This window comes from Runella sp. CRIBMP, from assembly GCF_009905605.1.
Classification (GTDB): Bacteria; Bacteroidota; Bacteroidia; order Cytophagales; family Spirosomataceae; genus Runella.
This window is the reverse complement of sequence record NZ_JAAAKZ010000004.1, coordinates 254,114-273,979: the sequence shown is the minus strand read 5'-3', so window position 1 is coordinate 273,979 and position 19,866 is coordinate 254,114. Positions and strand designations below refer to the sequence as shown.

Here is a 19,866-nt window from a genome sequence, read left to right as displayed (position 1 = left end):
TCCTTCACACATGAAACACCCTCGTTTTTCATCCGCTCTGCTAGTCATTTTGATGGCTTTTGTGATTATATCATGCAGCAAAAAAGAAGAACCCGAACCTGCAATGGGCGACCAAGTAGCTGGAACTTATACACTTACCAAAGTATCATTAGGCCCGTTGGGTATTGATTATCCATACACAGACCCAAGCACGGGGATTAAGTCTTCTGGCAAAATTGAAATCGCCAAGGTAGCCGATGACAAAGCAACCGCTTCCATCACTTTCATTGATACTGATAAAGCGGGCAAAGTCACCGAGGATAAAACCAGCCTCGGCGAAGCTACCCTAAAGAAAGCTGCCACTGGCGAAATCGAAGCCTACAGCGGAACAACCAAAATTGGCACCTATAGCAACAGCGTATTAAGTCTTTCTTTTGTTGACCCTGACAGCAAGTTGCTCGTTACCATTACTGGCAAGAAATAATTTTACGCATTGGTAACAGTTTCACTTTCACCAACCTGCTGCCGCCACATGGCGTAATACAAGCCCTTTTGAGTCAGTAAATCCTCGTGGTTTCCTGACTCAACTATTTTACCCTTCTCCAATACAACAATCCGATCGGCGTGCATAATGGTGCTCAGTCGGTGCGCAATCAGCACCGTAATGTGTTGCTCGTTGTTAGAAATCTCGCGAATGGTTTGCGTAATTTCTTCTTCTGTCAATGAATCAAGAGCTGAAGTGGCTTCGTCGAATATCAGCAGATTTGGGGTTCGCAGCAGCGCACGGGCAATGGATAAACGTTGTTTTTCTCCCCCCGACACTTTCATTCCTCCTTCTCCAATGACCGTATCCAAGCCATTGTCGGCCCGATTAATCAACGAGTAAGCCGCCGCTTTTTTGAGTACGTCGAGGCATTCTTCGTCGGTGGCGGTGGGTTTTACAAAGAGGAGATTTTCGCGGATGGTTCCCGAAAACAACTGTGCATCTTGTGCCACAAAACCGATTTGCTCCCGCAGTTCATCCTTGTCTATCTGTCGGCTATCAATGCCGTTGTAGGCAATACTTCCTTCTTCGGGGTCATACAAACCCACTAATAACTTAATCAGGGTCGTTTTTCCACTCCCCGACGGCCCCGCAAAAGCAATGGTTTCCCCCTTTTTCACCTCAAAATTGACGTTTAATAAAGCTGCGCGCGCGGCGGTCAGGTGTTTGAAAACAACATTTTTGAAAACGACATTTTCAATCCGAGTCAACGCCACGGGATTAGCGGGTTTGGCCTCCTTGGGTTTGCTCATAATATCCCGAAAGTTGTTGAGAGAAACCTCAGCCTCGCGGTATAACTGTATGACATTGCCAAGCTCCTGCAACGGGCCAAAGATAAAAAAGGAGTAAAGCAACAGCGAGAAATATTGGCCGATGGTCAGCACTTCCTTAAAAATAAGCCACAGCATGAGCGCCACGATACAACTCCGCAGGAAGTTGATTGTAGTACCTTGCACAAAACCTAAGGTTCTGACAAACTTCACTTTACGCAACTCTAAGCCCAGTATCTTCTCGGTATTTCCGTTCAAGCGTTTGATTTCCTGATCGGTCAATCCGAGGCTTTTGACCAATTCAATGTTACGCAGCGACTCGGTGGTACTGCCCGCCAATGCGGTGGTTTCGGCCACGATTTTGGTCTGAATCTTTTTGATTCTTTTGCTCAACACCGAACTCAACCACGCAATCACGGGGATGGTTAGGAAGTAAACGGGAGCTATGGGCCAATAAATGGTCCAAGCATAAATAATCACAAACGTAATCCCAATCAAGGATTGAAACACCACGTTGACCACCGACGTAATCATGCGCTCGGTGTCCGTTTTTACTTTTTGAAGCACGCCGAGGGTCTGTCCGCTGCGTTGATCTTCAAAAACCTGATACGGCAACGCCAACGAGTGTTTGATACCATCGGTGTATATTTTAGTACCGACGCGCTGGGTGATGACGCTGATAAAATAATCCTGAAAGTTTTTGGCAATACGCGACACCATTGCCGCGCCAATGGCCAGTCCAACAAATTTTAGCGTACCTAAAATGTATTCATTTTCGGTAAAGCGCTTGAAGTTGGTGGCATAACGGTCAATGACCAAGCGGTAAATGTAGGGGTCGAGCAGTGAAAAAATTTGATTGACTGCTGCCAGCGAGAGGGCTACAAAAATGAGTTTCCAGTGAGGCCGAAGGTAACGGTAGAGTATATCCATGAAAAAAAAACACCGACACTCACAATTATGTTCCTGATACTCTATCGAAAAAACACTTTAGTATATCAAAAAACGCCAGGCCGAGTAACAGTTCTCGGTCTGGCATTTGCTTAAAACACCCAACATGAGGAAATCAAAGGACATTATTTCGCCAAAATGGGTTCTTTTTTATACCTTCCCCACGCCACAAACAACGCTAAACCGCCCAAAACTGCGTTGATCCCTATGCCTGAATATTCGGCTTTGGTTAGGTGATAAACCCCCGCAAAAAGCATCGTAACGGCCAATCCCAGCGCGGCCAGAGGCGTCAGGATTGGTTTTATTCTTAAAAGCGCGGGGAGCAATAAGCCAATGGCTCCTAAAAGCTCCACTGCCCCCACAAACCGCACCATGATTTCTGAAAAATCATTCACCCAAGGCATTTGGGGCGCCAGTTCGCTAATGGGGGTCGTCATTTTGGTAAATCCAGCAAAGGCAAACATCAGGGCAAGTAATCCCTGAACAATCCAGAGAGCTATTTTCATTGTGTATGAGGGTTTTATAGAATGAAAAAAAAGATTGATTTAGTTTCCAAACGACAAATCAAGCGGAATAATTAGCTTGAAAAAACAAACTCAAAGCGGTTGGCTTACGTCCAAGAAGCTGTTCCAACGCGGAATCAGTTACGTCCATTTCTCCGTCTTTCAGTGCTTCACTGATACTCACTGACATCGGAATAAACGCTTCCGGAACACCCGCCTTCACCAATCCCGCCTTGAAAGATTCGGTCGAAATAGCAGTATATGTAATGGTTTTACCCGTTACGTCGCTTAATTGCTCCGCCAGCTCAGCAAATGAATACGATTTAGCGGAGGTAATTTCGTAAGTCTGGTTAAGGTGCTTTTCGGGAGCCATAAGCACATTGGCCAATGCTTCGGCAATATCGGCGCGCAGTACAAAGTTTGCTTTTGATTCACCAGCGGGATAAGGCCATTGACCTGTTTCTAGCGCATTCCCCACCAACATCGGTACTACTTCGGCGTAAAAAGTATTTCTAAAAATCGTGTAGGAAATTCCCGACGATTTGAGGTATTCTTCCGTTTTGATGTGGTCGACGCTCGGAATGAATTTGGTTTGATAAGAAGTTTTCAGTGCACTGGTGTAAACTAAGTGTTTAACCCCCGCTTCCTTAGCCGCGTTGATGGCATTGACATGCTGCCCTACCCTATTTTCCAATGAGCCCGACGAAATCAGCAATAATGTATCAATACCGTCGAATGCTTTTACAAGCGATGCGGCATCAAAATAATCCCCCTTACGAATCGCTATTCCTTTGGCTGTCAGTTCTTCTGCTTTGGCGGAGTCACGCACCAACGCCACAATTTGGTGCGCTGGTACGGCTTTGAGAAGAAAATCAATCACCCCTTTTCCTAAATGTCCAGTCGCTGCTGTTACTAAAATCATGCTACTATATTTTTGATTAAAACTGTTTTTTGATTGGTCAAAGGTAGCTACCTTTGCTATACAAAAGTAACCACTATACCAAAGTATACCGATATACTTTGGTATAGCAACTCTTTATCAATCCAATAAAAAGTATGCAAAACAAAACAGAATGTTCAGCCTTTGTAATACCTATCCGGGATTGTTTGGACATCCTCAGCGGTAAATGGAAGCTGCCAATTTTAGGCGCTTTGATGGAAGGTAAAAAGCGATTTAAGGAACTCGAACGTTCAATTCCCAATATCACGCCCCGAATGTTATCCAAAGAATTGAGGGAGCTGGAAATCAATCAATTGGTAAAACGGACGGTGTATGATACCGTCCCCGTAACCGTTGAGTACGAAATGGCCCCCTACGGCCATTCGTTGAAGAAAGTGTTGATGGAGATGAAAGAATGGGGAGCGCAACACCGCAAAAGAATCATGACGACCGATACGCGAATTGAGACAGAGGAATTGGAAGTTGTGAAGGTTAAATAACGTCGGCGAGGACTAGAACCTCGCCGACGTAAAAATTATACACGCTCTACAATCACGGCGTAGCCCATGCCTACGCCTACGCACATCGACACGAGCGCGTAGCGTTTTTGGGTTCTTATTAATTGATTGACCGCCGCTTGGATGATTCGCGTGCCCGACATACCCAGCGGGTGGCCCAAAGCAATGGCTCCGCCGTTGGGGTTGATTCTTGGGTCATCGTCGGCGAGTCCTAGATTCCGGGTAACGGCCAAACACTGGGCCGCAAAAGCTTCGTTAAACTCAATCACATCCATTTCGGCAAGAGTTAAGCCCGCCTTTAGAAGGGCTTTTTGCGAAGCAGGCAGCGGGCCAATGCCCATGATACGCGGCTCTACTCCCACCACCGCCGAGCTGACAATACGGGCCTTAGGCGTTAAATCAAAACGATTTATTGCCTCTTCTGAAGCAATAAACATGGCCGCCGCCCCGTCGTTGAGTCCCGACGAGTTACCTGCGGTCACGGTTCCGTTCTCTTTCTTGAATGCGGGTTTCAGTTGAGCTAATTTTTCAAGGGTTGAGTTTCCTTTGATGAACTCATCTTTGTCAAAAACCGTCACATTCCCTTTTTTGTCAGCCCATTCTACCGCCACAATTTCTTCATTCAAAATTCCGCTTTTCTGGGCCGCAAAGGCTTTTTTCTGTGAATTATACGCAAATAAGTCTTGGTCTTCGCGACTGATTTGGTACATATCAGCGAGGTTTTCGGCTGTTACACCCATGGCGTCGGTGCCGTAAAGTTTGTGCATCTGGGGATTAATAAATCGCCATCCGAAGCTAGAATCGAACATTTGGGCGTCGTTTCCGAAAGGTTTGGACGTTTTGGAAATCACCCACGGACCGCGCGTCATGTGTTCCATTCCACCCGCGATAAATACATCACCGTCGTCGGCTTTGATGGCGCGGCTGGCCTGAATAACCGCCGACATGCCCGAAGAGCACAACCGATTGACGGTTTCGCCGGGTACGGTGTATGGCAAACCCGCCAACAGCAGCGCCATCCGCGCTACGTTGCGGTTGTCTTCTCCTGCCTGATTATGACAGCCCAAAATCACATCTTCGATGGCATCCAACGGAATGGAAGGCGTACGTTTGATGAGTTCCCGAATCGGAATAGCCGCCAAGTCATCAGCGCGGACGTTGGACAAACTGCCGCCAAAACTTCCAATCGGCGTCCGGACGGCATCAATGATATAGGCTTGTTTCATGGTATATATTCAATAGAATGGATTCAATTTCAGGCAATTTGCTCCACAAAGGAAGCACTTGTTTTGGCTTTTACTTCTTCCAACGTCGCGCCAGGCATCAGTTCGATAAGCGTCAATTTATTTTCTGGAAAAGCAAACACGGCCAAATCGGTAATCACCAAATCTACCACACCCGAAGCCGTCAGCGGCAACGTACAGGCAGGAACAATCTTGGACGAGCCATCGGGGTTTGTATGCGTCATGGTGATAATGAGGCGTTTGGCACCCTTGGCTAAATCCATCGCTCCACCCACGCCCAAGAGTGGCTTTCCGGGCACGGCCCAGTTGGCTAAGTTGGCGGCTTCGTCCACTTCCAAACCACCCATAATGGCGGCATCGATGTGCCGACCGCGAATCATAGCAAACGAATCGGCACTGTCGAAATAACTGCTTCCTTTGAGTGCGGTTACGGGAATTTTACCCGCATTTACGGGATAATTCATGGCACCACCCCCATCCGTAGGCACGGGGCCTACGCCCAGCATTCCGTTTTCGGTGTGCAAAATGATGCCGTGCTCTTCCGTAATCAAATCAGCCACGAGGGTAGGTATGCCGATGCCAAGATTCACAACATCGCCTTTTTTTAGCTCTGCCAACGCCCGTTTGGCCATATTCATGCGGCTTTCATCCACTTTTTTGGAAGACGAAACCGACGCCGACGAACCCAAATCTTCCAAGGTCAACGTGGCCTGTACCAGATAATTTACAAAGCAGCCCGGGGTATGTACGTGCTCAGGGGCAATTTCTCCCACAGGTACAATTTCTTCGACTTCGGCAATGACCAAATCGGCGGCCGTGGCCATGGCTTTGTTAAAGTTTTGTTCGGTCATCCGGTACTGTAAATTGCCCGCGGTATCGGCCCGCCACGCCCGAATAAAGGCCACATTTCCACGAATTCCTTTGATGAATACCTGCTCGGTTCCGTCAATGATTTTAGTTTCACGGCCTTGTGCAATGAGCGTCCCCGCCGACGTTGGCGTATAAAAACCTCCAATACCCGCACCACCCGCCCGAATGGCCTCGGCCAACGTACCCTGGGGCAACAGTTCATAGGCGACCTGACCGCTTTGAGCGGCTTTGACCGCATCGGGATTGGACGTAAAAAACGAGCCAATCATCTTTTTAATCTGCCCATTACGGAGCAAACGCCCCCCGCCAATGCCCACTTCTCCCACGTTGTTACCGATAAAAGTAAGGTTTTTGGTGCCCGTTTCGGCCAAGGCGTGCATGAGGTGGACGGGATTTCCCGTCATGCCAAAGCCACCCTGCAAAATCGTATCGCCGTCTTTGACCATTTGAGCAGCGGTCGCTACATCTATAATTGGAACTTCTTTCATTTTTGATCAATAAAGTATTCAAAAAGAATGGGTAAAAATCAATAAAAAAACACTAATCCAACGCCTCAAAGGACTCAAAAGGTAGGCCCACGTAGTTTTCGGCGATGGTCGTTGCGTACGCTTCCGACAATTGGATATAATCAAATTTTGCCTTTTGCAATTGATAATGAAACGACCCGTGTTCGTATTGTTTGTGAAACAGAGTAGTCATAAAATTGGAGAAATCCTGCGCGCGCCAAATGCGTTTCAGGGCAACGGTTGAATAATTATCCAGTGCTTGCATCGACGCTTTTTCGTAGAAATCTCTGAATCCATCCACCAAATGTTTCACGTCCGCCACGGCCAGATTCAGTCCTTTTCCGCCCGTAGGAGGCACAATATGGGCGGCGTCACCTGCCAAAAACAAACGCCCATGTTGCATATTATCAATAAAATAACTCCGCATGGGCGTAATACTTTTTTCAAAAATCGGCCCCGAATTCAGCTTCCAACCTTTGGTACCCAAACGTACCGAAAGCTCCTCCCAAATTTGCTCGTCCGACCAGTTATCAACGTGGTCGTCGTTTTCTACTTGGATGTACAATCGACTTACTTTTTCTGAGCGCAAACTATGCAGGGCAAATCCACGCTCGTGATAGGCATAAATTAGTTCTTCGGAAGAGGGCGCCACGTGGGCCAAAATCCCCAACCAACTAAACGGATACGTGACCGAATATTCTTTATAGGCGTCTTTGGGCATTGATTTACGGCCCAAACCATGAAAACCGTCGCAGGCGGCAATAAAGTCGCATTCAATGATGCCTTTTTCGCCCTTGTGTTCAAAATGTATTTTGGGACTGTCGGTTTCGATGCCTTCCAGTTCAAGGGCGGGGGCTTCAAACAACAATTGACCACCCTTCGCCAACCAAGCCTCCGTCAGGTCTTTGACAACTTCCTGCTGACCATAAATCGTGATGTTTCGTCCGCCCGTAAGTTGTCCGAAAGGCACTCGAACGCGCTTTCCGTCAAAATTCAAATAGACTCCGTGGTGCTCCTGTCCTTCTTGGACCAAGCGGTCGGCCAAGCCCAATTCTTTGAGTATATCGACTGTATTTTGTTCCAAAAGACCCGCTCGGACCCGTCCTTGGATATATTCTCGGCTACGGTGCTCAATGATGACCGCTTCTATGCCGTATTTTTTGAGCCAATGGGCAAGGGTCAAGCCAGCTGGCCCCGCTCCAATGATGCCAACTTGTGTTTTTATTGTTTTCATTTTTTAGGTAGTTATGTTCAGTTCATTGATGACCTCCTGCGCCGTATGAAAGGCTTCATTGGCCGCTGGCAAGCCGCAGTAAAGGGCCGAATGCATGATAATTTCTTTGATTTCAGCCACCGTTACGCCGTTATTAAAGGCCGCCCTAACGTGCATTTTAAATTCCGCTTTTCGGTTGAGCGCAATCAACATCGCCAAGGTGATAAGACTGCGGTTGTGCTTCGACAAATCAGGGCGCGTCCAGATTTCACCCCAAGCGTAGTTGGTAATAAAATACTGAAAATCAGCATTAAAGGGATTGATATTAGCATTTGCTTTGTCAACGTGTTCTTCACCCAACACCGACCGCCGAACGTGCATTCCCTTCTTAAAGGCCGTGTCGCCAACCAGAAAATCAATGAGTGTTTGGGCGTATTCCTGGGGCAATTCGGTACTTGCTAGATGCCGGGCATGTAGCACTTCCAAAGTGGCATGAGGGATATGCTTTGCCAAAAACTCCGCCTGCTCAACGTTCGTGACTGGGTCTTCATCCCCCGTAATCACCAGTGTTTCAACGGATAACTGCGTCAGCGTTTCTCTAAAATCAGCATCGCGGATGGCACCGCAACAAGCGGCGTATCCCTCCACGTGACTACGCAAAAACATGGCTTTGGTCTCGGCCACGCGTTGGGGATTTTGCTGCCGAAACGATTCTGTAAACCACCGCTCCATGGTATCGTCCACGATGGCCTGCATTCCTTGTTGGGTGATGGTTTCGATGCGTGAATTCCAACGCTCATCATTCCCGATTTTAGCACCTGTATTGCTCAAAACAATCTTTTTGAAACGATTTGGGTAATGAATCCCCAGCCATTGCCCAATCAATCCACCCATCGAAAGACCGCAGTAACAGGCGGTATCGATGCCGAGGCCGTCCATCAAATCAATGACGTCTTGGCCCAATTGGCCAATGGTGTATGATGCGGCCGAAGACGATTCTACATGGCTGCCGCCGTGGCCTCGGGTATCGTATTGCAACACGCGAAAATAGGGCAAGAGATACGGAACGAGTTCATCCCACATCATCATTTCTGACCCCAGCGAGTTAGAAAAAATCAGCACGGGGCTGTTGGGGGTTCCCTGAAGTTTATAGTTGGTTTTCATCTTATATGTCCAAATTTCTTCAATACCTTATCAATCATTTCTAAACTCAGCCCCAGGGCGTTTTCGGGCTTAAACAGTTCGTCCACTGAGGGTACATCTATTTTCGATTCTAGCAGTACTTCTTTTAAGTGTTTTTGCTGCGCAATGGCGATTTTACAGGCTTTTTCGACCCATTCGTGGGCCTGATTTTTGCCCATTTTGGGCGCCAAGGCCAGCGATACGTTTTCTGCATAAATCAACCCTTGGGTCAGTTCCAGATTGGCCAACATACGCTTTTCATCCACTTCCAATCCTTCTAGCAATTCAATGGCTCGTTCTAGCGTGCCCGCCGTCATGGTCATGATTTGGGTCAACACTTCCCATTCTGAATGCCAAAGCCCTGCCGAACGCTCGTGCTCCTGCGGCATGGCAGTAAGCATCGTAGCCACCAAGTGCGGCATCCGGGCGGCGTTGGCCAGCATGGCCGCGCAGGTAACGGGGTTGCGCTTGTGCGGCATGGTACTCGACCCACCTTTCCCTTCCGCTGCACCTTCATACACCTCTCCCACTTCGGTTTGCATCAGCAGCGAAACATCTTTGGCGATTTTACCCAAAGTGCCCGTCAAAATCCCCAATACGCTCGCCCATTCGGCGAAAGTGTCGCGGTTTGACTGCCACGAAAACGCGGATTTTATTCCTAAATTCTGGGCAAAAAGTTGCTGTACCTCGCTCGAAATCTGCGCATTACCACTCCCTACCGCGCCCGCCAACTGAACCACCAAAAGACGTTTTTTCACGTCGTCAATGCGCTCCTGTGTTCGGCCGATGCTCTCCAGCCAACCCGCCGTTTTCAGGCCAAACGTAATCGGTCGCGCCTGTTGGAGCAGCGTCCGGCCAATCATGGGCGTATTTCGATAGCTGCTCGTTTTTTCTACTAAATGAAGGACGAGCACCTTTAATTTTTGTGCTAACCATTGACCAAACTCCTGCACCTGCAAAACGGTGGCTGTATCCACAATATCCTGACTAGTAGCGCCTAAGTGCACGTATTTTGAGGCTTCTACGTCATTGTTTTTTACAATACGGGTCAATTGTTTTACCAACGGAATCGCGGCATTGCCCCCCAATTTTATTTCAGATTTAAGGCGGGGCATATCAATCAAATCGGGCTGACAACATAGTGCAATGAGGTCGGCCACTCCCGCAGGAATCACCCCTGCCGCTTCCTGCGCCCGCGCCAATTCGGCCTCTACGCGTAGCATTTGCCCAATGGTATTCCTCTCCGAAAAAAGCTCATTGATGTGGTCCGAATAAAACAATTCGCTGTATAAGCCCATTTTAGGGGTGGTTAAATCTCAAAAAATACCGTTTCGTTTTCGCCCTGCATGTAAATATTGAATTCATAACCCGCCGCATTTTTTGAGGCGATGAGCGTATTGCGTCGGTCGGTCGGCACGGCGTTTAAAATTTCGTCCTGTGCATTAAGTTCCGCTTCATCTTCAAAGTAAATACGCGTATAAGAATGGATTAGCTGCCCACGCATGAACACAATCACGCTCAGGTGCGGTGCCTGCCCATCGACCGACGTGGGTTTAAATGTATGAAAAATAAACCGATTTTGGGGGTCGGTACCCGTCCCGAAACGCCCAAAACGTTGGTGCTGCGTATCCCAAATCTCAATCATCGCATCTGGAATAACGTCGCCGTTGCCATCAAAAACTTTACCCACCACCATAACGACGTTGGCTTCGTCGAGAGGCTTGGCTAATTCATTATTGGACAGGCTTTTAAAATCATATAAATATTGTTCGGGCGTGAGTCCGTACGCGAAATAGGGCCCGACGGTTTGGGAAGGCGTTTGTAACATGGCAATTGTTGTGTTAAAATTCATTATACATTTTCAAACGGAGTAGCCTGATGCCCCCTTAAAACAAAGTCAAAACGGTAGCCAAGCGCAAAATTGGGCTCGGTGATGCTCAAATCAAAGGTTGAAATCAGCAACTCACGTCCTTTGGGCGGCACGCCCAGAAAAATGGGGTCATACTGCAACAATGGGTCGCCAGGAAAGTACATTTGGGTCACCAACCGGTTGGTGATATTGGCCCCAAACAACGAAAAATGGATGTGGTTGGGCCGCCACGCGTTGGGATGGTTGCCCCAAGGATACGCCCCCGGTTTGATGGTATAAAACCGATAGTTTCCTTCCGAATCCGTCATACAGCGCCCCGCGCCCAGAAAATTAGGGTCGAGCGGCGCATCGTGTTGGTCTACTTTATGGACGTACCGGCCCGCCGCGTTGGCTTGCCAAATCTCAATCAGCGTATTAGGAATCGGCCGCCCGTTTTCATTCATCACTTTGCCATGCACCACGATGCGTTCGCCCATTGGCTCGCCGTTTTTAATGGAATTCTTGGTCAGGTCATGGTCAAATTCGCCCAAGTTAAAATCCCCGAAAACAGGCCCTGTCAACTCCGATAGCGACTGTTTTACGACGACTAACGGCTTGCTAGGTGCACGCAGTACGGTCGATTTATAATCGGGAGCAAGCCGAGGCGGCTGGACTTCATAATCGAAAGTATTATAAATGAGTTGGCTCATTGCGGTACAATTTTGAGGAGGAAGTTTCTTTTTTCAGTCCAACAAAGGTATGGGACGTGTTAAATAAATTCTTGGATTAATTAAAATATTACTTGTATAAAATAAACATTTTGCTTAGACATGTTTTATTTAACAAAAGAGAAATTATTATTTTAAACACCTTTAAAACAAGCATTTAGTGACTTATTTACATTCATTTGATGGATTCATTACAGAAATAGTCTATATTTATTCTTGTATTTTCAGAACATATCATGAATCCAAAAGGGCTTGTTAATTTCAAAGGCTTATACGGTGATAATCGCTCGCCGCTGGTACCCAATTTCATCCACCATGAATTATTGGAAACCAGGAGTAAAATCTATGATTGGGAAATTCACGAGCACCTGCATACCGATTTGTATCAGGTATTTATCATTCAATCGGGAAGCGGGGTGCTGAGGTCTGAAAACAAAGAATTTGCGATTGCAAGCCCTTGTCTGATTACCATTCCCGCCAATACGCTGCACGGGTTTATGTTTCAGCCAGCAATTGTGGGCGAGGTCATCACGTTTTCGGAGTCATTTTTGGAGAGTCTTTTCAAAAACTCCCCCAAAATCGCCCTCGAAATTAGTCGCTTAAAACAGCTATCTTTTGCCGATGACGATTTGGTATTTTACCGAATTTTATTCCTTAAAACGGAGATTATGAAGGAATTGCTCGAAGAAAACCCCGAAAAACAGGCGGTTTTGCAATCCCTTTTTCAATTATTATTCCTGACGATTTACCGACAGGCCCTCACCCAAAGCAGCCCCGTGACCACTTCTGACAATCGAACGTTGCAGTATTTTCAGGGGTTTCAGAAGAGCATCAAACAGTCGTTGCAAGAGTCAAAATCCATCAATCAATACGCCAAAGAGTTGAACATTACGGCCGTTCATCTCAATCGAATTTGTCAAAACTTAGTCCAAAAATCTGCCCTGCAAGTGGTGCACGAATACTTAATCAACGAAGCAAAAAAATATTTACTCAATACAACCTACTCAATATCAGAGGTTTCTTACTTTCTAAACTTCAAAGACCCCGCCTATTTTACACGTTTGTTTAAAAAATACACGGGGGTGGCTCCGAGCGAGTTTAGGAAGAACTAACTCGGTTTATACTACATAATTTGCGGGCGGATTTAACCCAACAATTGATTCAAGTTCACATTCAAGTCGCCGATTTGAGCGTCGGTAGGACTTATCTGGGCAGCCAACAATTTACGCGCATTGAGGTGGTCGGCGGGACGATTGAGCGAATCAACGGCAATCAACCGATTTTCTTGGAAATAATAGACCGAAAACTTATCGGCGTCGACATCGCCTCTCAGTACATAGCGGTCAAAGCCCGCCGAAATTCCCGCCATTTGGAGTTTCAAATGGTATTGATTAGTCCAAAACCACGGCACTGCATGGTAAGGTTGGGTTTTGCCCAATACGTGATTTACGGCCGTTTTGGCTTGGTCAACGGCATTTTGAACCGATTCCAACCGTATTCTTTTTTGGGCAAAAGCATTGTAATGATTAGCACAATCGCCGATGGCGTAAATGTTGGCGACCGAAGTTTGTTGGAATTCGTTCACCAAAATACCATTTTCGCAGGCAATTCCCGCCTCCTCCGCCAACGACGTTTCGGGAATAACCCCAATGCCCGCCAGTATCAAATCTGCTTCGATTTTTTTGCCCTCTTTAGTTATAATACAATGATTCTCAATGGACTTTGTCAGGGCATTCAGGTGTACTTGAACCCCGCATTCCTCGTGCGTTTTTTGAAAAACATCCGAGATAACCGCGGGTAGCACCCGTTCCATCAACCGCGACTGCGCCTCAATAACACTTACTTCTTTGCATTTTTCCTGCGCTAACGCGGCCAATTCGAGGCCGATAAACCCACCGCCAATGATGGCTATTTTACGAGCAGTATCCAGTCGGTGTGCAATGGCTTTGGCATCGGCTAAAGTACGCAGGTAAAGCACGTCGGCGGCCCCTTCCATCGTTAATTTGCGGTTGGTAGCCCCCGTCGCTAAGATCAAATGCGTGTAGTCGATAGTCTCGCCTTCTTTCGTAATCACCAACTGCCCCTCGGTATCAAGTTGAGCGATATTGACCCCCAACCGAAGGTCAATCTGGTGGTTTTGAAAAAAATGCGGGGAACGAAACAAAATGGCCTCCTCCGACTGCTTTCCCTGCAAATAGCCCTTAGACAATGGCGGTTTCTGGTAAGGCAGGTCATTTTCTTCCGAAATCAACACCATTTCACCCTCAAATCCTTCTTCTCGCAACGACGCGGCCGCCTGCACCCCCCCGTGCCCGGCACCGATGATGACGACTTTTACACTCATTGTTTTTCAGGAATACGGACAATGACTCCGTCCAATTTGTTGGAAATACGTACTTGACACCCCAAACGACTGTTGGACATGCGCTCGGCGGTCGCACCTTCGAGCATTTCGTTTTCTTCTTCTTCCATTTCGGGCAAAAGCCCCATAAATTGTTCATCCACGTAAATATGGCAGGTGGCGCACATGCATGAGCCGCCACATTCGGCCACAATTCCTTTGATGTCGTTCTGAACGGCTCCTTCCATTAAGGTAGCCCCCAACGGCAAATCCACTTGGTGCTCTGTTCCGTTGTTTTCGATATAAATTACCTTTGGCATTGTATTACAGATAGTTACAGTAAATAATTTTCTTTTTAAGAATGTTTTATGGACCGATCCGTTGGCTAAATAAACTGCTTACCGCCGTCCACCACGATGGTTTGGCCCGTTACGAAATCAGCGGCAGAGGAAGCCAAATAGAGGGCCGTGCCCACAATATCTTCCATCGTTGACGGGCGTTTGATGGCCCCTCGGTCTACGCCGTATTTGGCAGCATTTTCCATCAGGCCCAAACTGGCTTCGGTGAGTGTAAAGCCCGGCGCAATGGCGTTGACATTGATGTTGAAATCACCCAGTTCTTTGGCCATGGAGCGCGTCAGGCCGATGACGCCCCCCTTGGAGGCCACATAATGCGACCAATTGGGCGACCCACTCATGACGGTTGCCGAAGAAATGTTGATGATTTTGCCGTAATTATTGGCGCGCATCGACCGACAAACGACTTTTGACACCAACCAGACGCCTTTCAAATTGACGTCAAGCACCAAGTCCCATTCGGCTTCTGTAAGTTCATAAAAAGGCTTGCGTTGAATAGTCGCATAGATGGCGGCGTTGTTGACCAAAATGTCAATTTTACCGAAGGTAGCCAGCACTTCATTCGCCATTTTTTCCACGGATTGCTCACTGGTCACGTCCACTTCAAGGGCCATTCCGCCTAGCATTTGTGCCGTTTCTTGCGCTCCTGCGTAGTTTTTATCACAAACAACGACCTTGGCTCCCTGAGCAACAAAGGCCTGCGCAAAGGCCCGGCCGAGTCCACCCGCCGCACCCGTAATCACAACGATTTTATCTTTTAGCTCAAACATGGGCTACGTATTTTTTTAAGTTCAAGTCCAATTTCGCCAACTCCAACAGCAGACCAGAAAGCCTTTTTCCTTCGTCGGTCAAAAACGTTGGCCAAACGAAATTTTCCAAAATCTCCAGAACTTCAGCCTGTCCAATGCCAAACCACTCGCCAATGATGCGGTTGCCATGCGGCGTATACCTCCAGAGCTTATCAGCGTCTTTGTGCACCGCATCGTTGACCGAGCGCGCCTGTTTGGTGGTATCGTGCCCGTCAATGACCGCGATGATTTCGTTAATTTGTGGTTGATGAAACCCTAAAACGGGCAGTTCTTTTTGTGCAATTGCGACACTTTCCAATTCATGTTGGCGCGTCAATTCGGGATATTTATTATTGGGGCCAAAGGCGTGCAAAATCTTGTCTTTCGGTATTTTAGACCAGCCTGTATCATGAAAAAGAATGGCTGGCAACACCACATCTGGGTTGGCTTCTGGGTATTTTTCAAGCAATTGGGTCACCAGCAAGTAAGCAAACAGCGTATGTTCGTTGTTGTTACGAACGTTCAAATGGATTTTGGCTACTTCCCAAAGCGGGATGTCTTGGGTACGCAACATCTAGTAATTCAGGTAAATGGTTTTTAATTCGGTATACGCCTCGATGCCGTAGTGGCCTTTTTCACGCCCGATTCCGCTTTGTTTTACCCCACCAAACGGCACATCGTGGTACGAACGGTGAATGTTGTTGATCCAAACCGAGCCTGCTTCTAGCGACTCCGCAATGCGCAGTCCCGTGCCGAGTTGTTCCGAAAACACATAGGCGGCCAATCCAAAATCCGAATCGTTGGCCCATGCTACGGCCTGTTCGTTGGTTTGAAAAGGCATCACTCCCACCACGGGCCCAAAGGTTTCTTGGGTCATGATGTGCATTGAATGGTTGGTATCAGCCAAAATCGTGGGCGGGAAAAACCAGCCTTTGTCATACAGTTCACCCGTCAATCGGTGGCCGCCTGTTTTCAAAAGTGCTCCTTTATGCAAGGCGTCTTGCACCTGATTTTCGCTGTTTTGGTAAATCTTTTGATTCACCATCGGCCCCATGTCGCAGCCTGAAAACGGATGCCCCACGGTTAGTTTTTCGGTCAACGCCACCATTCGGTCCAGAAAATCGACATAAATGGCCTCATGCACGTACAGACGATTGACGCGGTAGCAAAACTGACCACTGTTGGCAAACGCATGACGAACAATGGCGGGGATAGCCACGGCCAAATCTGCATCGGCACACACAATCGCGGGCGACTGACCGCCCAATTCAAGCGTGACACGTTTATTATGTGCCGCCGCCAATGCCCCGATGCGCATCCCCGTGCCCGTGCCGCCCGTAAAGGCGATTTTGGCCGTTATTGAGTGCTCAATGAGCGCATTGCCAATGTCATAGCCATAGCCCGTAATGACATTAAAAACCCCTTCGGGATAGCCCGCTTCGGTAAAAATTTCGGCCAGTTTCAGTGTCGAAAGCGGCGTATCTTCCGACGGTTTGGACACCACCGTACAACCTGCCATCAGCGCCGCGCCCAATTTCATGGTCAGCAGCGTAATCGGGTAATTGAACGGCGTAATGGCCACCACTACGCCAACGGGCTCGCGCACAATTAGCGCTTTTTCGCCTTCGAGGTTATGCAATGGCACTTCTCCTTTCAAACGAAGGCCCTCTTCGGCGTAAAAATCGAACAAATCGGCACTTCGACTGATTTCGGTCAGGCAGCCCGCCAGCGGCCTGCCGAGTTCGTTGGCAATGGTTCGGGCGAGGTCGTCGGCGTGTTTGCGCATCAATTGCGCGGCTTGGTGCTGCAACTTGGCCCGGTGAGCAACGGGCGTCTTTTTCCAAGATTTAAACGCCACTTTTGCCGATTCCAGTGCCGCATTGACATCTTCTGGATTGCTGCACGCAAACCTTTCAAGAACTGCACCCGTGCTGGGATTGAGCACATCGGCGTATTGGGCCGAATGTGGTTTTACCCATTTCCCATTTATATAATTTTCCATTCGTTTAGATTACGTCGCAACAAAGCATTTTTTCGGTTTCGACCAAGTCGGTCTTCGCCATTTCAATCGACTCGGGCAGGTGCAACTGCGGCACCACATCGGTGAGCAAACGCGCACAGTATTGACTAGGGGTCTGTTTGAACCAATCGGAGGCAATACTCACGCCCGTGACCGTAAAACGCCACAGCTTATCGGCATCTCGCACAATCTCATCTTCGGCCGACCGCGCAAACCCTCGCGTGTCGTGACCGTCGATGATGGTTTGCACTTTTTTAATAAAGTCTTCCGAATAACCCAAGGGCCTTAGCACTTCTGCCGACAGCCGCACGCCTTCCGATTCATGCAAATACCGCACGTCGCTTTGGAGATAATTTTCGGTCTGAAAGCCTTTTTTAAAAATATCATCTTCGTCAATCGAAAACCAGCCAATATCGTGCAAAATGATTCCTGCCGCCACCACATCACGGTCGGCGTTTGGGTAGTTTTCGGCCAGTTTCATCGCGTAGTGAAAAGAAATCGGGATATGAACGTCGTTTTTTCGTACCCGCATGTACTTTTCGGACGCTTTGAGAATATGTGCGTAGTTGTTCATTAATACGTTAAGATAAGAAATAGCGGTAAAAATAGAATGTTGACTGTGTTGGATATTATGCATTTTCTATCACCTAACACCTTCACAATCAACATAATTATAAAATATATTTAAGATTAAAATCAGGCAGCTTCGAGGATGATTACTTCACCCGTTGAGCCATTGACCATGATTCGGTCGCCCGTTTTGATGGTGGTAGTGGCCGAGCCTGTACCCGTTACGGCGGGCAGGGCATACTCACGACAAACGATGGCCGCATGCGACATCATGCCCCCGATATCGGTGACGGTAGCTTTGATTTTGCCAAAAACGGGGGCCCAACTCGGCGCCGTTACGCGCGTCACCAAGATTTCATCCTGCTCCAAAAGGCCCAGTTCGTCGGGGCTGTTGATGACCCGCGCAATGCCTTCCACTTTGCCCGCCGAAGCCGCCATTCCTTTGAGGCGATTGGTGGTTTCGCCACTTTGCAACCATCCCTGCACACTTTCGGACGTGATTCCCCAAAGCATAATCGTGAAGGGTTCGGTCACCAGAGCGGGCGGCTCATTGAATGCTGGCTTGGGTGCGGCAGTCGAAAGGGCGTCAATGATTTTTTTACGACGCGCCACTTCGGTCGGAATATAATCGGGACCGATGGAAGGCACGCCCATGGCCCAACCACGACCGTAGTCAAACAGAAGTTGGTGAATTTCTTCGCGACGGAAATAGAACATGTCGTTGATATCGCTGAAAAATCCTGCTTGCACAAACACCGCACTTAGTTCGCGCATTTTGCGCCAGAAAACGCACATTGCCCAGTGCTCAATGTAGAAATTGTGGTTTTCAACGTACGGAAATACCACCCGTGCCAAGCCAATTTTGGCATCAAACGCCGCTTGGCCTTCTTCGTCGGGGATTGAATCGCGGTATTCTTCCGTGATTCGGTCTCTTTCGGCCGCGATTGCCTCCGTCGGACGGTCAATATTTTCGCCTTTTTGCAAACGTTTCAGATAATCTTGAATGTAGCCAAAAGGAATCTCAAGGTGTTCAATCCAGTATTTATCGGTTGAGTAAAACCCGTTACCCGTTGTAAAATTAAACCACGGATATTTGGCCAACTCCCAAGCATCCAGCCATTTTTGGCCGTTTTCGGTTGCTTTCAACGCTTCCAACGCCGCCGTCAATTCTTGATTTGCGACCACCTCATCCACGCCTAATTCAAGCGCCAATTTGGCTAATTTGCGCAATTCTTCGTCGGGACGGAACAAATCAACTTCCACACCCTGCACCATTTTAGCAATCGACAAATCGGGAATGCCCGGAAAAGTTTCTTTACAAAAACCGAAAAAATCGAGGTAAGCTGCGTAGCCTAAGTTCAGAAATTCAAAGTGATACATCCATGTTTTGTAACACAAATCAATCATTCTATCATAATTCTGAATCAAATAGTAGGTTGGGTCAAGCCCCACACCGCCCTTAACCCACTCCATATCAATCACTTCTGGAAGGGTCTCAAATTTTACGGCTTCCATTTCATCAATGACACCCTTTACTTTTTTATGCCAATTTTGGAGCAAATCATTCCAATTCATGAAATAATACCCTGCGCGTTCTAAAAATTGCGGCACGCGGTCGCCGATTAATTCGGGCGCTACCCCCACGGGGCTCATGTAACAGTATCCATTGTGAATTTTAAAGTCAATTCCGTTGGCGGGCGGTATCAACCACTGGCGCGTGTTGTATTGACTCAGGCATTTTACGGCAAATTCGACGGTAATGGCATCAAAAGGCTTAAACACATTGGGCCAGTGTTGCGAATCGCAAAAGAAAAATTTAGCTTCCTCGTTTTGTTTCAGGTTATCCTGAAATACCATGTAGTAGGGGTACAATTCCTTCCAACCTTCGGCTCCTTCGGGCGCTTTGTGGTCGTAAGGACTGATGAATTTTTGAGAAGACATAATTACGATTGATTAAAGGTTAAAGTGAACAGTTACAGACGAATTTCCAACGGCTC

At 47.8% G+C, this 19,866-nt stretch carries 20 protein-coding genes; 3 read left to right on the top strand and 17 right to left on the bottom strand.

From position 1 onward, the window contains the following. The first annotated feature begins 10 nt into the window (after nt 1-10). Nucleotides 11-463 (top strand): hypothetical protein, encoded by a 453-nt coding sequence (locus GVN20_RS14460; protein WP_166559016.1) that lies wholly within the window; start codon nt 11-13, stop codon nt 461-463. Nucleotides 464-465: 2 nt separating this feature from the next. Here GVN20_RS14460 and GVN20_RS14455 read toward each other — a convergent pair whose 3' ends face one another. The 3 genes from GVN20_RS14455 to GVN20_RS14445 form a co-directional block, all read right to left on the bottom strand. Further along, nucleotides 466-2,223 carry an ABC transporter ATP-binding protein gene (locus GVN20_RS14455; RefSeq protein WP_166559015.1) on the bottom strand — a complete coding sequence of 586 codons (1,758 nt, stop codon included), beginning with the start codon at nt 2,221-2,223 and terminating at the stop codon, nt 466-468. A gap of 143 nt (nt 2,224-2,366) precedes the next feature. Beyond that, entirely contained in the window at nt 2,367-2,747 is a 381-nt protein-coding gene (locus GVN20_RS14450; RefSeq protein WP_166559014.1) for a DoxX family protein, read from the bottom strand. A gap of 58 nt (nt 2,748-2,805) precedes the next feature. Then, the gene (locus GVN20_RS14445) at nt 2,806-3,666 is read right to left on the bottom strand and encodes an SDR family oxidoreductase (RefSeq protein ID WP_166559013.1); all 861 of its coding nucleotides are present in this window, start codon (nt 3,664-3,666) and stop codon (nt 2,806-2,808) included. A 134-nt stretch (nt 3,667-3,800) separates the two neighbouring features. Between GVN20_RS14445 and GVN20_RS14440 the strand changes: the two genes are divergently transcribed. Further along, the gene (locus tag GVN20_RS14440; protein WP_166559012.1) at nt 3,801-4,184 is read left to right on the top strand and encodes a helix-turn-helix domain-containing protein; all 384 of its coding nucleotides are present in this window, start codon (nt 3,801-3,803) and stop codon (nt 4,182-4,184) included. Between the two features lie 35 nt (nt 4,185-4,219). On the opposite strand, the gene pcaF is transcribed toward GVN20_RS14440, so the two are convergent. From pcaF to pcaH, 7 genes are read right to left on the bottom strand one after another with little or no spacing between them, the layout of a single operon-like run. After that, nucleotides 4,220-5,428: a 3-oxoadipyl-CoA thiolase gene (pcaF, locus tag GVN20_RS14435; RefSeq protein ID WP_166559011.1), complete on the bottom strand. Its 1,209-nt coding sequence runs from the start codon at nt 5,426-5,428 to the stop codon at nt 4,220-4,222. Nucleotides 5,429-5,457: 29 nt separating this feature from the next. Then, nucleotides 5,458-6,804: a 3-oxoacid CoA-transferase gene (locus tag GVN20_RS14430; RefSeq protein WP_166559010.1), complete on the bottom strand. Its 1,347-nt coding sequence runs from the start codon at nt 6,802-6,804 to the stop codon at nt 5,458-5,460. Between the two features lie 52 nt (nt 6,805-6,856). Further along, the gene (locus GVN20_RS14425; protein ID WP_206023271.1) at nt 6,857-8,056 is read right to left on the bottom strand and encodes a 4-hydroxybenzoate 3-monooxygenase; all 1,200 of its coding nucleotides are present in this window, start codon (nt 8,054-8,056) and stop codon (nt 6,857-6,859) included. Between the two features lie 3 nt (nt 8,057-8,059). Continuing rightward, complete coding sequence (pcaD, locus tag GVN20_RS14420; RefSeq protein WP_166559009.1) at nt 8,060-9,199, bottom strand: 3-oxoadipate enol-lactonase; 1,140 nt, start codon at nt 9,197-9,199, stop codon at nt 8,060-8,062. Then, nucleotides 9,196-10,515 (bottom strand): 3-carboxy-cis,cis-muconate cycloisomerase, encoded by a 1,320-nt coding sequence (gene pcaB, locus GVN20_RS14415; RefSeq protein WP_166559008.1) that lies wholly within the window; start codon nt 10,513-10,515, stop codon nt 9,196-9,198. The genes pcaD and pcaB overlap by 4 nt, the downstream gene beginning before the upstream one ends. 11 nt (nt 10,516-10,526) lie before the next feature. After that, entirely contained in the window at nt 10,527-11,045 is a 519-nt protein-coding gene (pcaG, locus tag GVN20_RS14410; RefSeq protein ID WP_206023270.1) for a protocatechuate 3,4-dioxygenase subunit alpha, read from the bottom strand. Nucleotides 11,046-11,068: 23 nt separating this feature from the next. Beyond that, nucleotides 11,069-11,776, bottom strand: coding sequence for a protocatechuate 3,4-dioxygenase subunit beta (gene pcaH, locus GVN20_RS14405; RefSeq protein WP_114464423.1), 708 nt, complete (start codon nt 11,774-11,776; stop codon nt 11,069-11,071). Nucleotides 11,777-12,030: 254 nt separating this feature from the next. Between pcaH and GVN20_RS14400 the strand changes: the two genes are divergently transcribed. Continuing rightward, a complete protein-coding gene (locus tag GVN20_RS14400) occupies nt 12,031-12,906 on the top strand; it encodes a helix-turn-helix domain-containing protein (RefSeq protein WP_166559007.1) in 876 nt (291 codons plus the stop codon). 32 nt (nt 12,907-12,938) lie between these two features. Here the strand turns inward: GVN20_RS14400 and GVN20_RS14395 are convergent, their stop codons facing one another. From GVN20_RS14395 to GVN20_RS14365, 7 genes are all read right to left on the bottom strand, one after another. Next, nucleotides 12,939-14,138, bottom strand: coding sequence for an NAD(P)/FAD-dependent oxidoreductase (locus GVN20_RS14395; RefSeq protein ID WP_166559006.1), 1,200 nt, complete (start codon nt 14,136-14,138; stop codon nt 12,939-12,941). Further along, entirely contained in the window at nt 14,135-14,455 is a 321-nt protein-coding gene (locus GVN20_RS14390; protein ID WP_114065926.1) for a 2Fe-2S iron-sulfur cluster-binding protein, read from the bottom strand. Before GVN20_RS14390 ends, GVN20_RS14395 begins: the two co-directional genes overlap by 4 nt. A gap of 65 nt (nt 14,456-14,520) precedes the next feature. After that, nucleotides 14,521-15,261 carry an SDR family NAD(P)-dependent oxidoreductase gene (locus GVN20_RS14385; protein ID WP_166559005.1) on the bottom strand — a complete coding sequence of 247 codons (741 nt, stop codon included), beginning with the start codon at nt 15,259-15,261 and terminating at the stop codon, nt 14,521-14,523. Further along, nucleotides 15,254-15,853: an HD domain-containing protein gene (locus tag GVN20_RS14380; protein WP_166559004.1), complete on the bottom strand. Its 600-nt coding sequence runs from the start codon at nt 15,851-15,853 to the stop codon at nt 15,254-15,256. Before GVN20_RS14380 ends, GVN20_RS14385 begins: the two co-directional genes overlap by 8 nt. Next, a complete protein-coding gene (locus GVN20_RS14375) occupies nt 15,854-17,281 on the bottom strand; it encodes an aldehyde dehydrogenase (RefSeq protein ID WP_166559003.1) in 1,428 nt (475 codons plus the stop codon). A 4-nt stretch (nt 17,282-17,285) separates the two neighbouring features. Beyond that, nucleotides 17,286-17,936: an HD domain-containing protein gene (locus GVN20_RS14370; protein ID WP_229599072.1), complete on the bottom strand. Its 651-nt coding sequence runs from the start codon at nt 17,934-17,936 to the stop codon at nt 17,286-17,288. A gap of 59 nt (nt 17,937-17,995) precedes the next feature. Next, the gene (locus tag GVN20_RS14365; RefSeq protein WP_166559002.1) at nt 17,996-19,810 is read right to left on the bottom strand and encodes a PEP-utilizing enzyme; all 1,815 of its coding nucleotides are present in this window, start codon (nt 19,808-19,810) and stop codon (nt 17,996-17,998) included. Nucleotides 19,811-19,866: the final 56 nt, after the last annotated feature.

Excerpts from the sequence above, each read along its gene's own strand:
- GVN20_RS14460 (WP_166559016.1), top strand. The coding sequence starts at position 11 with ATGAAACACCCTCGTTTTTCATCCGCTCTGCTAGTCATTTTGATGGCT.
- GVN20_RS14455 (WP_166559015.1), bottom strand. The coding sequence starts at position 2,223 with ATGGATATACTCTACCGTTACCTTCGGCCTCACTGGAAACTCATTTTT.
- GVN20_RS14450 (WP_166559014.1), bottom strand. The coding sequence starts at position 2,747 with ATGAAAATAGCTCTCTGGATTGTTCAGGGATTACTTGCCCTGATGTTT.
- GVN20_RS14445 (WP_166559013.1), bottom strand. The coding sequence starts at position 3,666 with ATGATTTTAGTAACAGCAGCGACTGGACATTTAGGAAAAGGGGTGATT.
- GVN20_RS14440 (WP_166559012.1), top strand. The coding sequence starts at position 3,801 with ATGCAAAACAAAACAGAATGTTCAGCCTTTGTAATACCTATCCGGGAT.
- pcaF (WP_166559011.1), bottom strand. The coding sequence starts at position 5,428 with ATGAAACAAGCCTATATCATTGATGCCGTCCGGACGCCGATTGGAAGT.
- GVN20_RS14430 (WP_166559010.1), bottom strand. The coding sequence starts at position 6,804 with ATGAAAGAAGTTCCAATTATAGATGTAGCGACCGCTGCTCAAATGGTC.
- GVN20_RS14425 (WP_206023271.1), bottom strand. The coding sequence starts at position 8,056 with ATGAAAACAATAAAAACACAAGTTGGCATCATTGGAGCGGGGCCAGCT.
- pcaD (WP_166559009.1), bottom strand. The coding sequence starts at position 9,199 with ATGAAAACCAACTATAAACTTCAGGGAACCCCCAACAGCCCCGTGCTG.
- pcaB (WP_166559008.1), bottom strand. The coding sequence starts at position 10,515 with ATGGGCTTATACAGCGAATTGTTTTATTCGGACCACATCAATGAGCTT.
- pcaG (WP_206023270.1), bottom strand. The coding sequence starts at position 11,045 with ATGTTACAAACGCCTTCCCAAACCGTCGGGCCCTATTTCGCGTACGGA.
- pcaH (WP_114464423.1), bottom strand. The coding sequence starts at position 11,776 with ATGAGCCAACTCATTTATAATACTTTCGATTATGAAGTCCAGCCGCCT.
- GVN20_RS14400 (WP_166559007.1), top strand. The coding sequence starts at position 12,031 with ATGAATCCAAAAGGGCTTGTTAATTTCAAAGGCTTATACGGTGATAAT.
- GVN20_RS14395 (WP_166559006.1), bottom strand. The coding sequence starts at position 14,138 with ATGAGTGTAAAAGTCGTCATCATCGGTGCCGGGCACGGGGGGGTGCAG.
- GVN20_RS14390 (WP_114065926.1), bottom strand. The coding sequence starts at position 14,455 with ATGCCAAAGGTAATTTATATCGAAAACAACGGAACAGAGCACCAAGTG.
- GVN20_RS14385 (WP_166559005.1), bottom strand. The coding sequence starts at position 15,261 with ATGTTTGAGCTAAAAGATAAAATCGTTGTGATTACGGGTGCGGCGGGT.
- GVN20_RS14380 (WP_166559004.1), bottom strand. The coding sequence starts at position 15,853 with ATGTTGCGTACCCAAGACATCCCGCTTTGGGAAGTAGCCAAAATCCAT.
- GVN20_RS14375 (WP_166559003.1), bottom strand. The coding sequence starts at position 17,281 with ATGGAAAATTATATAAATGGGAAATGGGTAAAACCACATTCGGCCCAA.
- GVN20_RS14370 (WP_229599072.1), bottom strand. The coding sequence starts at position 17,936 with ATGCATAATATCCAACACAGTCAACATTCTATTTTTACCGCTATTTCT.
- GVN20_RS14365 (WP_166559002.1), bottom strand. The coding sequence starts at position 19,810 with ATGTCTTCTCAAAAATTCATCAGTCCTTACGACCACAAAGCGCCCGAA.